The 15,445-nt window shown below is 49.4% G+C and carries 18 protein-coding genes; 15 read left to right on the forward strand and 3 right to left on the reverse strand.

The features are described 5' to 3' along the window. The 10 genes from D5398_RS15365 to D5398_RS15405 form a co-directional block, all read left to right on the forward strand. The coding region (locus D5398_RS15365) for a bacteriophage T4 gp5 trimerisation domain-containing protein (RefSeq protein ID WP_425272771.1) at window positions 1-524 on the forward strand (524 nt) is incomplete at its 5' end. After that, window positions 524-1,765: a hypothetical protein gene (locus D5398_RS15370; RefSeq protein ID WP_120508419.1), complete on the forward strand. Its 1,242-nt coding sequence runs from the start codon at window positions 524-526 to the stop codon at window positions 1,763-1,765. The genes D5398_RS15365 and D5398_RS15370, both read left to right, overlap by 1 nt. 33 nt (window positions 1,766-1,798) lie before the next feature. Further along, window positions 1,799-2,020 (forward strand): hypothetical protein, encoded by a 222-nt coding sequence (locus D5398_RS15375; protein WP_120508420.1) that lies wholly within the window; start codon window positions 1,799-1,801, stop codon window positions 2,018-2,020. A 10-nt stretch (window positions 2,021-2,030) separates the two neighbouring features. Beyond that, window positions 2,031-3,047, forward strand: a complete 1,017-nt coding sequence (locus tag D5398_RS15380; RefSeq protein ID WP_120508421.1) for a DUF2169 family type VI secretion system accessory protein — start codon at window positions 2,031-2,033, stop codon at window positions 3,045-3,047. Next, window positions 3,044-4,114 (forward strand): hypothetical protein, encoded by a 1,071-nt coding sequence (locus D5398_RS15385; RefSeq protein ID WP_120508422.1) that lies wholly within the window; start codon window positions 3,044-3,046, stop codon window positions 4,112-4,114. Before D5398_RS15380 ends, D5398_RS15385 begins: the two co-directional genes overlap by 4 nt. Beyond that, complete coding sequence (locus D5398_RS25650) at window positions 4,101-4,772, forward strand: DUF4150 domain-containing protein (protein WP_244216773.1); 672 nt, start codon at window positions 4,101-4,103, stop codon at window positions 4,770-4,772. The genes D5398_RS15385 and D5398_RS25650 overlap by 14 nt, the downstream gene beginning before the upstream one ends. A gap of 13 nt (window positions 4,773-4,785) precedes the next feature. Next, complete coding sequence (locus D5398_RS25530; RefSeq protein ID WP_208645971.1) at window positions 4,786-5,163, forward strand: hypothetical protein; 378 nt, start codon at window positions 4,786-4,788, stop codon at window positions 5,161-5,163. Window positions 5,164-5,178: 15 nt separating this feature from the next. Beyond that, a complete protein-coding gene (locus D5398_RS15395; protein ID WP_120508423.1) occupies window positions 5,179-6,165 on the forward strand; it encodes a type VI immunity family protein in 987 nt (328 codons plus the stop codon). Between the two features lie 19 nt (window positions 6,166-6,184). After that, window positions 6,185-6,583: an effector protein Tle3 domain-containing protein gene (locus D5398_RS15400; RefSeq protein WP_120508424.1), complete on the forward strand. Its 399-nt coding sequence runs from the start codon at window positions 6,185-6,187 to the stop codon at window positions 6,581-6,583. 11 nt (window positions 6,584-6,594) lie between these two features. Then, entirely contained in the window at window positions 6,595-7,314 is a 720-nt protein-coding gene (locus tag D5398_RS15405; protein ID WP_120508425.1) for a T6SS immunity protein Tli3 family protein, read from the forward strand. A gap of 82 nt (window positions 7,315-7,396) precedes the next feature. Here the strand turns inward: D5398_RS15405 and exbD are convergent, their stop codons facing one another. Both exbD and exbB read right to left on the reverse strand, forming a co-directional pair. Beyond that, window positions 7,397-7,831, reverse strand: coding sequence for a TonB system transport protein ExbD (exbD, locus tag D5398_RS15410; RefSeq protein WP_120508426.1), 435 nt, complete (start codon window positions 7,829-7,831; stop codon window positions 7,397-7,399). 9 nt (window positions 7,832-7,840) lie between these two features. Beyond that, window positions 7,841-8,767, reverse strand: coding sequence for a tol-pal system-associated acyl-CoA thioesterase (exbB, locus tag D5398_RS15415; RefSeq protein WP_244216774.1), 927 nt, complete (start codon window positions 8,765-8,767; stop codon window positions 7,841-7,843). Window positions 8,768-9,289: 522 nt separating this feature from the next. On the opposite strand from exbB, the gene D5398_RS15420 reads away from it, so the two are divergent. From D5398_RS15420 to D5398_RS15440, 5 genes are all read left to right on the forward strand, one after another. Beyond that, on the forward strand, window positions 9,290-10,267 hold the full coding sequence (locus tag D5398_RS15420) for a TRAP transporter substrate-binding protein (RefSeq protein WP_120508428.1): 978 nt from the start codon (window positions 9,290-9,292) through the stop codon (window positions 10,265-10,267). A gap of 56 nt (window positions 10,268-10,323) precedes the next feature. Beyond that, window positions 10,324-10,836 (forward strand): TRAP transporter small permease, encoded by a 513-nt coding sequence (locus tag D5398_RS15425; protein WP_120508429.1) that lies wholly within the window; start codon window positions 10,324-10,326, stop codon window positions 10,834-10,836. 13 nt (window positions 10,837-10,849) lie between these two features. Then, window positions 10,850-12,142, forward strand: a complete 1,293-nt coding sequence (locus D5398_RS15430; protein ID WP_120508430.1) for a TRAP transporter large permease — start codon at window positions 10,850-10,852, stop codon at window positions 12,140-12,142. A gap of 189 nt (window positions 12,143-12,331) precedes the next feature. After that, the gene (gene metC, locus D5398_RS15435) at window positions 12,332-13,525 is read left to right on the forward strand and encodes a cystathionine beta-lyase (RefSeq protein ID WP_120508431.1); all 1,194 of its coding nucleotides are present in this window, start codon (window positions 12,332-12,334) and stop codon (window positions 13,523-13,525) included. Between the two features lie 213 nt (window positions 13,526-13,738). Then, window positions 13,739-14,398, forward strand: coding sequence for a DedA family protein (locus D5398_RS15440; RefSeq protein ID WP_120508432.1), 660 nt, complete (start codon window positions 13,739-13,741; stop codon window positions 14,396-14,398). A gap of 21 nt (window positions 14,399-14,419) precedes the next feature. Here the strand turns inward: D5398_RS15440 and D5398_RS15445 are convergent, their stop codons facing one another. Beyond that, window positions 14,420-15,355, reverse strand: coding sequence for an AraC family transcriptional regulator (locus D5398_RS15445; RefSeq protein WP_120508433.1), 936 nt, complete (start codon window positions 15,353-15,355; stop codon window positions 14,420-14,422). Window positions 15,356-15,445 lie beyond the last annotated feature (90 nt).

The raw sequence follows: 15,445 nt of genomic DNA on the forward strand, positions 1-15,445 counted from the left end.
CCGCACAGGAACTGCTGTCGATCCATGCTCAGAAAGACATGAAGACGAAGGTGCTAAATAACCGGATGACGGATGTGACGGTTGACCACACGGAGACGATAGGTAAAGGACAGACGGTGACGGTCGGTAAAGAGAAAGCCGCCGGACATGACCAGAAAACGACGGTGACAAATGATCGTCAGGTCTCAGTGGGCAATGACCAAAAGCTTGACGTTGCGCATGACCACCGCACCACAATCGGTAATGACCAATATCTCGATGTGACGAATGATAGACACGCCCAAGTCGGCAACGACCAGAGCAGTGATGTTACAGGGGCCGATACACAAAATGTCAAAAAATCTCAGGTAATTACCATCGGCGAAAACTACACGCTGACGGTAAAGGACAGTCTCACCATCAAAGTCGGCGAATGTCTGCTGACCATGAAGAAGGATGGAACGGTTACCCTGAATGGGGTAAAAATCCTGCTCAATGGTGAAAAAGACATCAAACAAGTCTCAGGTAAGGTCAATATTAACTGATGATTAATCTCAAGACCGGTGTCGCCCCGCTGCTCGCAGAGCAATATGCAGATATGCTATCGCTGGATTATCGTCGTCGTAATAGTCTTCTGCGCTCCTATCATCACAATACTGATGATTTGATTCAGTGGGACAGGAGATTACAAACTTATCTCTCAGGTTTGCTTTATCTTAAAAATGACGCGTATTCTTACTTTGAGACGCAACTCGAATCACCATTAAGTCGTGGCGATGTATTTGCAATAGGTCTCTTCGCATTCCATTCGGGTAATATTCAATTGCTGGAGGGATGCCTGGGACTAATGCAGGTAATGCCACATTTACTGCCCGTAATTAATCCTCTTATTGCATGGGCTCCCGTAAAGTCTCCGCTCTGGGAACGCCTATTTATCAATCCACTTTTCCGGGTTATTGCTGCCTACCAGAAAATTGGACTACCACAAGCACCTGCATTAACAGAGAGTGAAATTGACAAACTCACAGTCTTGCCGGGGGCAGTTCCGGGGTTAATTTATGCACTTCATCAGCAACGGCATCCAGACTACTTTTCTCTGGTCACTCAACTCGCAAACTCTCCAGACTTTCAGATAAGCCTGGAGGCATTACAAACAATTTTGGTACGCCACTTACCCTGTCAGGATATTTCTATTGAGGCGTTACTTCTCCGGCTTATTCAATGTAATAACGATGAAATCCGTGAAAGAGCAGTACGGTTATACCTTCTCAATACCGGTTATTCACCATCGCATTGTCTTCATGTGCTGAGTCAGAAATCATCTAACCGGCGTCTGTATCTCAGCGCTTTGGGAATATCGGGTATGTCAGAAAACATTCCCATACTCAGTGAATATCTCGATTCACCGGACTATGCCCGCCTGAGCGCTGCCTCTATCGTTATGATTACCGGAATGAGCCCGGAACAGGCTGGCTGGCATAAGCCATCGCTGCTTCCTGAATCCTCCTCACACCTGGCTCAGGATGGCACGATCCCAGAAAATGAGGCCGACGAAGATCTCAGCTGGCCAGATAAACCTGCCTTTGAGCAATGGTGGGGAGTCAACTCCTGCGACTTTGAAAAATCGTCTGCTTATACCGGCGGATATCCTGCGACAATTGCAGGACAGCGTTCAGTTTTACAACGTGGTTTACTTGCGCTGCATCCTCTGGCTATTGCTCGTTTGCAATACCTGAAACAAGAAGTCAGCACTCTCTACACCCCCTCTTTTCTTCGTATTTTCTGATATGAGTATCGGGAAAATAAGGATGCAAAAAATATGCTAGGCACCAAAGACAGACCAGTTACACAAAATGATAACGCGACAAGTAAAGTTGCTGATGAAGTTATTATTTCTTCGGAAAAGAAAATTACTCTCAGCTGCGGAAAATCAAGCATCACTCTTTACCCCAACGGCAAAATTGTGTTGAAAGGCGACTATATCCTCAGCGATGCAGAAGGTGTTAATCGCCTGTCTGGCGGGCGTATTGATATTAACTAAGGAACACAGGATGTGGAGCCTAAAAAATGAAACCCCTTACAGTGCAGAACGTGGATGGTACAGAGATGTTAACGGGGCCGAAGTTTGGGTCGTGGCGATAAAAGCAACCTATGACATTCTTGCTGACGGTTCAACTCAATTAACCTCACCGCTACCGGTTAATAATGGCATTGTGATGTTTCCTGACAGCGAAGAAATATTATATGAAACAGATTTAGGACCAGAAAAAGACTCTACTGATATCATACTCAATGGCCATGCCTGGGCACCTAATAACAACCCTGTGAACAGACTATTTATAGGTATGAAATTATCCGGAATATGCCGCCTTGCACGCATAAGCGGTCAGCGTATCTGGAATGGCGATTCTTACGATGCCAGCTCAAAACTCCTGAAAATACCTTTAGGGTATTCCTACATGGCGCAGGGGCCTTTTTCTGGGGAAGGTATTTACAATCCTCTCGGAATAGCTGTAGATGAAAACCCGGAAAAAGGTCAATCACGACTTCCACAGATTGAATTCTTATCAGACTCAGGATATCCGGGCTTTGGTGCCGTGCCCCGCCAGTGGCCGGGACGCGTTTGTCATGCAGGAACTTATGATAAGTACTGGCAGGAAACCCGCTCCCCTTTAACTCCCAAAGATTTTGACCCGCGTTTTTGGCAGGTCGCACCTCCGCCACAGTATGCCGCAGGTCAATTGCGAGGAAACGAGATCGTTACACTGGCGAACCTTACACCACCATCGTTCAGCTCATCAAATATTCTCAGTTTCGCAATTCCCAAAATTTCCTTCAGTTTCAGAACTCAGTTCATCGACGGCACTGTCAGCATGCACAGGGCGAAGATACATACAGTCATTATTGAGCCGGATTACCCACGACTCAGTGTGGTATGGCATACCGCGCTCCCCTGCCACCGGAAGGTCAACATGTTGGATGTCACGACAATTACTGAAAAGAAACGTCTGAATGTGCATCCACCGGTTCTCCCAACCCGCTTCACAGAATGGGAGCAGCTATCATGAGTCTTGGAATTATCGCTGCTGGCTGTTCATTTCCTTCGGGCCCGACACTGGCACTCGCTGATATCGCCGTCAGAACGCAGTTTTCTCTTTCCCGTAAGCTTACTTTTGTTACAGATCGATGCGGGATACCCGTGAAAGCCAGCTATTTCCCGCAGCGTGAATTGGCTTTTGATATTTCCCGCTGGCAGGTGCTTGCAGACAACGCGATGCAAGATGCGCTGTTATCAGCGGGAGACCTGATAAGTCTTCCAACAAGGCTTTGGCTTGTTTTGCCCCCGGCTGACAGACCCGGAGTTCATTCCGCGCTGGACCTGGTGCTTACAGCATCCCTATCAGCGCATTTACCCGACTGTCAGCAAGTTAATGTACTGCGGGGCAATCATGCACAAGCCGGGAATGCATTGCTTCAGATCCGTCAGTTGCAACTACATGACACCAAATTAACTTTGGATATTCTCGTCGCGGTTGAGAGTTGGTTAAAGCCTGAAACGCTGATATGGCTCGAAGAACAAAGACTGTTACACGGCAGCCATAGTCTTTATAAAGGCGAACCTCGCATAAATCCCTATGGTCGTATTCCCGGTGAAGGTGCTGCAGTACTGATATTAGCCCCGACAAAATCCTTTTCTTGCTGGTGCGCTTTGCCAGGCGTTGCCGCAGCTGAAGAACCTGTTTTACATGACGATGACCAGCCCTGTCTCGGACTAGGGCTGAGTGCTGCCGCCCGTGAGGCGATAAAACAAGCCGATATCAATACAATTTCGCATCTTTTCACCGATGTGAATGGTGAGATTTATCGCTTTGATGAATACGGTTTTACCCTTTCGCGCTTAGGTAGCTTTCTCAGTGACGATTTCCAGCGTATTGCACCGGTACTGGCCAGCGGTGATTTAGGCTGCGCCAGCATAGTCACCCATCTGGCATTGGCAGCGTGGCAGATAAAATCAGACCACGATAAAATCAATGGGAAATGCACTTTAGTGTTGTCCAGTTCAGACGATCATCAACGCTGTGCAGTGATGCTTAAGCCAATAACCCAGGGAATGGAACAGTATGATAACGATTAATATTAATGGATTAACGCTATGTCATAAAGGCAGCGGCGGGGTCACTCACAACACATTGCCTGATGTCTGTAAAACACCTCCGGATGCAGTGCCTGTACCCTATGAAAACGAAGCCTATTCCGCCGATTTAACCAACGGCACCAGCAGCGTATTTGCCGACGGCGGCAACACGATTGCTAATTTCGGCTCAAAATTTGCCCGCAGTATTTATGATGAATCAGGTTCAATGGGCGGCGTTAAATCCGGTACAAACAAAGCGGAAGCCGACTGGATTAGCCATTCATTTGATGTGTTCTTTGAAGGCAAACCCGCATGCCGCCTGACAGATAAGATGTTTATGAATCACCGAAATACGGTGAATATGGCGGGGCTATGTCAATCGGAATTGCCAGAAGATGATCTGGAAGACGAGATTTGTAAAAAAGCCAAAGAGTGTTACGAAGAACATTGCAATCGCTTGAAGTCAAAAAATAATCCAAATGGAAAGTACGTTCACTACCAAACCTGCCTTGAAGATAAACTTAGAAACGGAAAATATGCTGGTAGATATCCGAAACCTGAAAGTAATATTTGGACGGAGGTTCATTTTGACCCTGAGGGAAATTTAATATGGTCAAAAAAATGGAGATTGCCCAAGCGCCAGGCTTTATACGCCTAAAGGTGGCAGGAGAATGGATATTATTGAGTTGGGGAGTAGTGGTGAGCCTATCAGATTAATTGATGTTAAGTTCCCAAATGATAGTATCGAAAGAAATCGGCTAAAGGATTATGAGAGAATGGCCGAAAAGTTAGATGGGAATTACAAAACATTTTTCGTTGAAAAGTGCTCTGATTGGCCTAAAAAATGTCCAAACAATAAAAAAGAAACCGAAGTGATATCTGCACCGGCACCTGAATCCGAAAAGAAAAATTCCACCGCGAGTTATTTTGCCTTGGGTGGCCTTGTTATTCTCGGCGTGGCAGCCAGTATATGCCCGTTCGATGGTCCAGTGGGTGACATAGTAGTCTGGTCTGCGGTGAGTGCACAGACTGCTTCAATGAGTTTTTAATTTAAGGATCTATCAATGAATCAGAAAAATATTAAAATTCCAGATTTAGAATTAGAAAAATTAGATTCGATAGCTGTCATGGGTAACAAATCTATAGAAGCTTGCTTTGCCTTAGGTGTGGAACTATTTATTACACCAAAAAATGAGGATGGTAATATTAGTATGTACCAAGATTTCTTAATCTGCATCGAGAAATATTATCTCAACTTCAAAGATCAGCTGAATACATACGTATTACCTAACGCGACAAGAATATCTAAAATTAAAGGGGATCCCGTTCCTCGTTGGCATAGTGCTCTTGAAAAAATCTCTCCCCATTATGGCTATGGAATGAATGTCTACTATGACAACCGGAAATATGAAGGCGATCCGGTTGATGCTACCCCCTGGCAGATTTCATGCTTGGGGGAAAAATTTGAATCGCAAGAATTATCAGCGATAAATGCATCAATGTCAGTCTGTAATACACACGGTGAAAACAATTTCGAAACGTTATTTGCAATGACATTACAGTGGTGTGAAAGATTAAAACCCTCTCATGGCTCAGCGGGATTTTGTTTCGCTTACGCGCCAAACAGTGAGCCGTTAGCAAAATGGACATGGCCATTATTACAACGTCACCCAGGAGTAGATCATCAAGATACGGTAATATTTAGTTTGAGCTGTAAAAATGTCCACAATCGTATTAAAGGCGTTAATTGGTTGACGATTTTAGGGGATGATATTGTTGCAGAGTTAGGTGGCATAGGTGTTATTCATGCTAAATTGGGTGAGAAGTGTAGGGTTCATTCTTATGAGGGAGGAGTAATTATTATAGCGGGCCCTATTCCTCAATTAGGTGATACATATGAAAATTTTATCCCAGAGCGCTATAAAAGTGTCGCTCGTTTAACTAAGCCAATAAGATTTGAAAACTATCGTCGTCCCTTTTTAAAACTACCAAAGCCAATTGATGCTGTGGAGGCCAGTATAAAATGGATAAAACGTTTTGACGAGGCGTGAAGAACTGGAAAAGGAATGGATGGAAACTGATCCTGTTGCCTATAGCCAGCATTCATCCATCGTGATGAGTGAGCCTACACCTTCGCATGCCATGGCGTTTGATCTGGCTATTGGTCAATGTGAGTCTTTTGATTTTCAGGACGGGAAATTCTGGGAAGCATTGCTGCATCGGGCGGACTGGCGTGACCCGCAGAATGGGAACAAATTTGCGAAAGGGTATTACCTGACAGGGAAACTCGATGAAACACAAACAAAATGGTTTATGAATAAACCCGAAGAAGTTTTACCCAAGGATGTAGTAAACCAGTTTTTCAACAGCACCACTGTCAAACAAGCCCGCTATCCGGAAATCCATAATCAGGAAGTAGATAACCTGCAATGGGATATGCCTAAACCGCTAGCTGACTCAAAGTTATAACAGGGAAGACTATGAAAGGATTAACAGCATTGATGTTGACGCTGGCAATCACCGGATGCCAGGCCAGATCACAACAGCCCCCAACGCAGGTAATCTACCGTTTTGACGATCATCGTTATCTGGAACTGAAAGGATATGATTGTGAAGGTGAACTTTGGTACACCGATACTATAAGGGGTATCCATACTGAACCTGTGAGCCAGTTTTACCACATTTTTACCCATAAATTTATGCATCCTTCAGCGCGCTATATTGCGATACCGGGATGGGGAACAGTCATGGGAGGTTTCAAAGTGTCTAAAGACTATGGGCAAACCTGGGAATTGGGTAGCGCCTCCATGTCTCCTGGTCCCAATGAACCTAACGGGGATAACGCTCCGTACTACGATGATGTTCTGTCCGTAACCGTGATTAACGACCAGGGTTTCTTACAAACAAAACACAGTCTCTATACCTCGTCAAAACCTTTTGAAGACCCGCGCATTCTTCCCGGTGGGCCGGGTATTCCTTACAGGTTGGAAAATGGCAAAGTGCAGGTTCTTGAAGCTCAATATCCAGGTGAAGCCTGGGGAATGGTTTATATGACCAAACTAGGACTGGAAGGAACTACCCAGATACTGAAAACCAACTGGCAGGATTTACCCGATCACGTACCTGAAGTGAAAAACTATCAGGGCTGGGATCATATGCGCTGCGATATGGATGCGGGCAAAGTTGCGAAGAAACTGTAGGCGGTAATCGGGCAAAGCTATTTCCAAAAAAGCAAAAAGGCCAGCAGCGCTGGCCTTTGGTGTACTTCCGAGCTGACAAAACCTACTGCGCCGCGGCGGCACCGGTTTGTTCGGCGCCGACCAGTCCGACTTTCAGGTAACCCGCTTTACGCAGGTTATCCATCACTTTCATCAGCGTTTCGTAATCCACCGTCTTATCCGCTCGGAAGAAAATCGTACTCTGCTTGTTGCCCTGAGTACGTTGATCCAGCATCGCGGTCAGATTGTCGCTATTCACTGGCGTATCACCAAGGAAAAGCTGTTTATCTGCTTTCACCGACAGGAAAATCGGTTTCTCCGGACGCGGCTGTGGTTTCGCCGTGGAGGCCGGTAAATCCACCCGCACATCTACGGTCGCCAGCGGCGCTGCCACCATGAAGATGATCAGCAACACCAGCATAACGTCGATGAAAGGCGTGACGTTGATGTCATGCATTTCACCGCTTTCGTCGATATCGTCGTTTAACCGAATAGCCATAATCTGCTCTTACCCTACGCGTAACTGACCTGTCTGACCGCGTGGCGCATCGCCTTCGCTGGCAGCCAGATCCAAATCACGACCCTGCAACAGAATAATCTGCGCCGCCACATCGCCAACCTGATGACGGTAAGACGTAATGGTACGGGCGAAAATATTGTAGATAACCACCGCAGGAATAGCGGCAATCAGACCTACAGCGGTCGCCAGCAAGGCTTCTGCGATACCCGGCGCCACGACGGCCAGGTTAGTGGTTTGCGTCTGCGCGATACCGATGAAGCTGTTCATGATGCCCCAGACTGTTCCGAACAGGCCGACGAACGGAGAAATTGCCCCGATGGTCGCCAGAATACCGTTGCCACGGCCCATGTAACGGCCCGCGGCGCTGACGCGGCGCTCAAGGCGGAAGCCGGTACGTTCTTTGATGCCGTTGTTGTCGGTGGAACCGGCAGACAATTCGAGTTCGTTCTGTGCATCGCGGATCATCTGCGCGCTGATGCTACTGGCAGCGAAGCTTTCGGCTTGTTCAGCGGCTTCATCCAGCGTACGGACGGAAGACAGCGCATCAAACTCACGGCGCATGCGGCGCTTACCGGTGAATACTTCTGCGCCTTTGCTGAACAGCAACGCCCAGGTCACCACTGAAGCCAGCAGCAGGCCGATCATAACGGTTTTCACCACGACATCTGCGTGATGATACATGCCCATAACAGACAAATCGGTTGGAATGACAGGGGTCGCTTCGGCAGGTACCGGTTGCATAACCGGTGCGGACGTTGCATCGCCAGAGGCCAGTGCAGGATTGTCAGCCGCTGCCGGTTGAGCTGCTGCAGAAGTAACGGCTTGTCCAGCCGGCGTCGCCGGTGCTGCCATGGCGTTGCCGCTCAGACCAGCAACCAACATTAACGACATCAGTAATGAGGTCGCCTCTTTCATCTTATTGCGAGCCGTTTTCACGCGTCGCCTCCAGCCAGAATCAGTGTATAGAAGGAATGAATAACGCCGAATGATATCAAAGAAAAAGCCCTAATTGATAGTCGTTCTCATTATTATTTACATTGTCGCGCCTGGAGGCTGCCGTGTCATTGACAGATGACAAGGTTTTTCTTGTTTGCACAAGGCTTGAACAATTTTACCTCCGTCACACTTTCTAAAAAAATCACGCAGTAAATCAATTATCTGAACTTCATTACCAAAGACAAAACAGCGTTTTAAATATTAAGTAACAGCTTTTTACATTTGTTATGAGTTTGTGATAACGCTCAAATACCGCACAGTAGGAAATAAGGTAAGGTGCTTCTACTGGCGAAGACCGCGCACCGGCACGTCCTGTATCCCTATAATTTAAAAGCTTATTTAGAAATTTTCCATAATGATCAGGCCGAACCTTTTCGTCCGCCCAGATCGACATTTGCTCTCATTTATCTTTCCCTTACCCTGTACCCTGGAGACAAACTGATGAAAATGCAAAAAGCACTTCTCAGCCTTTGCCTGAGTTCCGCGACCCTTTTATTTACCCACGGCGTATCCGCACAAACGCTGAAAGCCGCCGACGTGCATCCGCAAGGTTATCCGAACGTCGTCGCCGTTCAGCACATGGGCGAAAAGCTGCAAAAACAAACGGACGGACGCCTCGAAATCAAAACCTTCCCGGGGGGTGTTCTGGGTGATGAAAAGCAAGAAATTGAGCAGGCACAGCTCGGTGCGCTGGATATCATCCGTGTGTCAATGACGCCGGTCGCTTCGATTTTGCCGGAGATTAACGTCTTCACCCTGCCCTATATATTCCGCGACGAAGACCACATGCACAAAGTGCTCGACGGTCAGATTGGTAAAGAGATCGGCGACAAGATCACTAACAATCCGAATTCCCGACTGGTGTTCCTCGGCTGGATGGATGGCGGCACGCGTAATCTGATTACCAAAGAGCCAGTGGTAAAACCGGAAGATCTGCACGGCATGAAAATCCGCGTGCAGGGCAGCCCGATTGCATTAGCAACGCTGAAAGCCATGGGCGCAAACCCGGTAGCGATGGGTGTCAGTGAAGTGTTCAGCGGCATGCAAACAGGCGTTATCGATGGCACCGAAAACAACCCGCCGACGTTTGTCGCCCACAACTATCTGCCGGTGGTGAAAAACTACACCTACAGCCGCCACTTCATCATTCCTGAGCTGTTCCTGTATTCAAAAGTGAAATGGGACAAGCTGAAACCGGAAGATCAGCAGTTGATCCTCAAACTGGCGAAAGAAGCACAGGATGAGCAGCGCGAACTGTGGAAAACTTATAACGAGAAAGCGCTGGCGACAATGAAAGCAGGCGGCGTGAAATTCTATGAAATCGACCCTGCGACCTATGTCAAAGCTACGCAATCTGTCCGTGATGAATTCGGCAAAGACCATCAGGAACTGATGCAACAAATCGCTGACGTTAAGTAAAGCCTGATAACGGCAGCCTGCGGGCTGCCTCTTTATGATCTTTCGCCGGGGGATTTATGGTTTCGAGTTATCACACCCTGATGGACATTCTATACCGCTGCGCAATGTGGTTCGCCGGGATCGCGCTCCTGCTGATGGTGGCGGTGATCCCGGTCGGGATCTTCGCCCGTTACGTGATGAACAGCGCCCTTTCATGGCCGGAGCCGATCGCCATTCTGTGCATGGTGACGTTCACCTTTATCGGCGCCGCCGTAAGTTACCGCGCAGGTTCACATATTGTGGTCGCCATGGTCACTGACCGTTTACCGCCTGCCCTGAAAAAATTCGCCGCACTGCTTTCTGACCTGATGATGCTGGCGATAAGCGTATTTATTTTCTGGTACAGCCTGCAATTGTGCAGCGAGCTCTGGCAACAGCCGGTGGCGGAATTCCCGCTACTAACCGCCGGACAAACCTATCTGCCGTTGCCGGTAGGTTCTGCGCTGACGCTGTTATTCATCATTGAGCAGATCATTGCCGGACCGCAGCATCAGCGTCCTGTGGTGATGCTGGGCAATTCTGACGCCTGACCGGGAGCCTGATATGGATGCCGTAATTTTGCTGTTAACGCTGGCTGTCATGCTGGCGATTGGCGTACCGGTCGCCTATGCCGTCGGGCTGAGCGCGCTGGCCGGTGCCTGGTGGATTGATTTGCCGTTCGAAGCGCTGATGATCCAGCTGACCAACGGCGTGAACAAGTTTTCACTGCTGGCGATCCCGTTCTTTATTCTGGCGGGTGCGATCATGGCTGAGGGAGGGATCGCCCGCCGGCTGGTCAGTTTTGCCTACATATTTGTCGGATTTATTCGCGGCGGACTGTCGCTGGTCAACATTGTAGCCTCGACTTTTTTTGGTGCGATTTCAGGCTCTTCGGTGGCAGATACTGCGTCGATTGGATCAGTGATGATCCCGGAAATGGAGAAGAAAGGTTATCCGCGCGACTTTGCAGCGGCGGTCACCGCCAGCGGATCCGTGCAGGCCATTCTGACGCCGCCGAGCCACAACTCGGTGATTTATTCACTGGCAACCGGCGGCACCGTGTCGATTGCCGCGCTGTTCATCGCCGGTATTTTGCCTGGTTTACTGCTCAGCCTGACGCTGATGGTGATGTGCGTAGTATTTGCGCACAAACGCGGCTATCCGAAAGGGGAACGCGTGCCCTTCCGTCAGGCACTGAAGATTTTCATCGACACCCTGTGGGGGCTGATGACGGTCGTCATCATCATGGGCGGCATTCTCAGCGGCGTGTTCACCGCAACGGAATCCGCGGCCATCGCCTGCCTGTGGTCGTTTTTTGTGACCATGTTTATCTACCGTGATTACAAATGGAGCGAACTGCCTAAGCTGATGTACCGCACGGTCAAAACCGTCAGCATCGTCATGATCCTGATTGGCTTTGCCGCCAGCTTTGGCGCGGTGATGACCTACATGCAGCTGCCGATGCGGATCACCGGGTTCTTCACCTCGATCTCAGACAACAAGTACGTGATCCTCATGTGTATCAACATCATGCTGCTGGTGATCGGCACGCTGATGGATATGGCACCGATCATTTTGATCCTCACACCGGTGCTGTTACCCGTGGTGTTGTCGCTCGGCATTGATCCGGTGCATTTCGGCATGATCATGCTGGTGAATCTGGGAATTGGCCTGATCACACCACCGGTTGGCTCAGTGCTATTTGTGGCCAGTGCGGTCAGTAAGCAGAGTATCGAGAAAGTAGTGAAAGCGATGCTGCCGTTCTACTGCGTGCTGTTCGTGGTGCTGATGCTCGTGACCTACATCCCGACCATTTCGCTGTTCCTGCCCAAACTCTTCGGCGTCTATACAGGCTGACGCCAGGCCGTATTTCTCCCTTGCCCGTCGTGATGACGGGCTTTTTTTATGTTCAAACGGGCAGAGTTGGCTGAAATTTTTTCATTCATCCCCCAAAAGTCTGATCCCATAAATTCATCATGTTAAGTTAATGACATATCAGCGGATGCCAGAGAGTGCCGCGCAACACAACAGGGTGAAATAAGGATTATGTCGTCTAAAAAAATTGAAACTGCATTGGTCAGCGCCGGACGTGACAAAAAATACACGCAAGGGTCGGTGAATGCGGTGATCCAGCGCGCGTCATCTTTGGTGTTTGAAACTGTGGCAGATAAAAAACATGCTACCGCCAACCGTGCCAACGGCGAGCTGTTTTACGGACGTCGCGGCACCCTGACACATTTCTCATTGCAGGAAGCGATGGTTGAACTGGAAGGCGGCGCAGGCTGCGCGCTATACCCTTGCGGCGCGGCGGCGGTCAGCAATGCCGTGCTGTCATTCGTCAGCAGCGGTGACCACATTCTGGTGGCCGGTTCTGCTTACGAACCGACACAAGATTTCTGCGAAAAAGTGCTGAAGAAACTCGGCGTTTCCACCACCTATTTTCCGGCCAATATCGGCGCTGAACTGGGCTCACTGATGCAACCGGACACCAAAGTGGTGTTCCTGGAATCGCCGGGCTCCATCACCATGGAAGTGCCGGATATTCCGGCGATGGTCAAAGCCGTACGCGCAGTGAACCCGGAAGTTGTCATCATGATCGACAACACATGGGCGGCAGGTATTCTGTTTAAAGCGCTGGAATTTGATATCGATATTTCTATTCAGGCGGGCACCAAATACATCGTCGGTCATTCGGATGCGATGATTGGCACCGCCGTTTCAAATGAACGTTGTTGGGCCCAGTTGCGTGAGCATTCTTACCTGATGGGGCAAATGGTCGATGCCGATACCGCTTATGTGGCGAGTCGCGGGCTGCGCACCATGGGCGTGCGCCTGAAACAGCATGCAGAAAGCAGCATCCGTATCGCGCAGTGGCTGGCAGAGCGCCCGGAAGTGGCGGTGGTTAATCATCCGGCATTGCCTGGCAGCAAAGGGCATGAATTCTGGAAGCGGGATTTCACCGGCAGCTGCGGCCTGTTCTCTTTCGTGCTGAAACAGCGTCTGAGCAAACAGCAGCTTTCTGACTATCTCGATCATTTCGAGCATTTCAGTATGGCGTATTCGTGGGGCGGTTTTGAGTCACTGGTGCTGGCCAATCAGCCGGAAGAAATTCAGGCTATTCGACCGGCGGAAACCGTCGATTTTACCGGCACGCTGGTGCGTCTGCATATCGGGCTGGAAAACTGTGAAGATCTGATTGCCGATCTTTCAACGGCTTTTGAACGGATTGCGTCCGCATAAGCCACAGAGATTGCGACATACCGCGCATATCGGTAAGGTAACCGGCGGATATTCATTCGCAAAATGATAATAATCTGTAAGCTATCTATAGCTCCGGGCGACTGATGCCGGAGCCTTCTGTCTTTTTACAGTGTCCTCAGATCAACATATCCGGCATTGATCCGCGTTACACTGGCAAGTGACAGTTTTTAATGAACAGAAACAGGACAGAATATGGCAGTTCTTTGCGACATTTTTCATGCTCTCTGGCAGCATGATTTCAGTATGCTCGCCGACCCGAATCTCCTCTGGGTCATTTATGCCGTCCTGTTTGCCACGTTGTTTCTTGAAAACGGCTTACTGCCCGCCTCGTTCCTGCCCGGTGACAGCCTGCTGCTGCTGACCGGCGCGCTCATCGCCAAAGGCGTGATGAGCTTCATTCCTACTCTGATTATTCTGGTCACGGCGGCGAGCCTGGGCTGCTGGCTGAGCTATATTCAGGGGCGGTGGCTCGGCCACACCAAACTGGTTAAAGGCTGGCTGCTGCAACTCCCGGCGCATTATCATCAGCGTGCACATCAGATGTTTATTCAGCACGGACTGATGGCGCTGCTGGTGGGCCGTTTTCTGGCTTTCGTTCGGACATTGTTGCCGACAATGGCGGGGATTTCCGGGCTCAACAATGCCCGTTTTCAGTTCTTTAACTGGCTGAGCGCGATATTGTGGGTCGGCGTGGTGATTTCTCTGGGCTTCGCACTGAGCCACATTCCGATAGTTAAACGCCATGAAGATCAGGTCATGGCGGGGCTGATGATTTTACCGGTTCTGCTGCTGGTCGTCGGTCTTGCAGGCGCATTGCTGGTTATCTGGAAGAAACGGAAATGTCGTTTCTGAACCGTTTCGGAACAGACCGGCTCAGGCCTTAAAAGCCCCGTCAGCTAACGCCAGAACGCCGGAACTCCCTTCGCGCAGTCGCGCCATTTCGTCACTCGGCGTTACGCCAAAATAGCGTTTGAACTCCCGGCTGAACTGGGACGCGCTTTCATATCCGACCTGTAAAGCCGCCACGCTGGCTTTCACACCATCATAAATCATCAATGTACGTGCGCGGTGCAGGCGGTAGGTTTTCAGATACTGCAACGGTGAGGTACTGGTCACCGCTTTGAAATTATGGTGAAACGCCGAAATGCTCATATTCACTTCACTGGCCAACGTTTCCACACTGAGATTGTCAGCGTACTGCGCTTCAATCCGGCGCAGGGATTTGGCAATCTGGCTGAAATGCGTATGACGGTTAACCAGCGCCTGGAGCGCCCCGCCGTTCTCACTGGTCAGAATAAAGAACAGGATTTCACGGATAATTTTCGGCCCCAGAATGCGGGCGTGCAATGGCTTATCCATCACATCCAGCAGGCGCTCTGTCGCGCAGAGGATATCGTCATCCAGCACACCGGAGTTGATGCCTGTTGAGGATTCTTTCTGACGCATTACGCTTTCGTCACCCATATCCATCAGCAGATCCTGCAACATCAGGTTATCAATGCTGATCTGGATACCGGCCAGAGGCTCTTCGGGGCTACTGAAGGTTTCACATTCGAAAGGCAATGGCACGGTCAGCATCAGGTAATTGTGCGGATCGTAAGAGAAGGTTTTCTTGCCCAGATAACCGACTTTTCGCCCCTGAAAAAGGATCACAATGCCGGGATTGTACAAAACCGGCTGGCGCGGATGGTAACGCGTGGTGTACATCAGCGTCACCTGCGGGACTGCTGACGGCACGAGGTTCTTATCTCCGCTCAGTTGTGCAACTCTGGCTGCCATACGGGCGCACAGACTGTTCACGTTTTCCATCGTTCCGCTCCACTTATTCATTAAACTGGCAATGATTCTGCCATAACCCCCTGTGTTCCTACAGAGACAAGCAGAAACAGGCAAGACTCT

Origin of the sequence: Rahnella bruchi, assembly GCF_003614975.1 — a bacterium.
Lineage (GTDB): Bacteria > Pseudomonadota > Gammaproteobacteria > Enterobacterales > Enterobacteriaceae > Rahnella > Rahnella bruchi.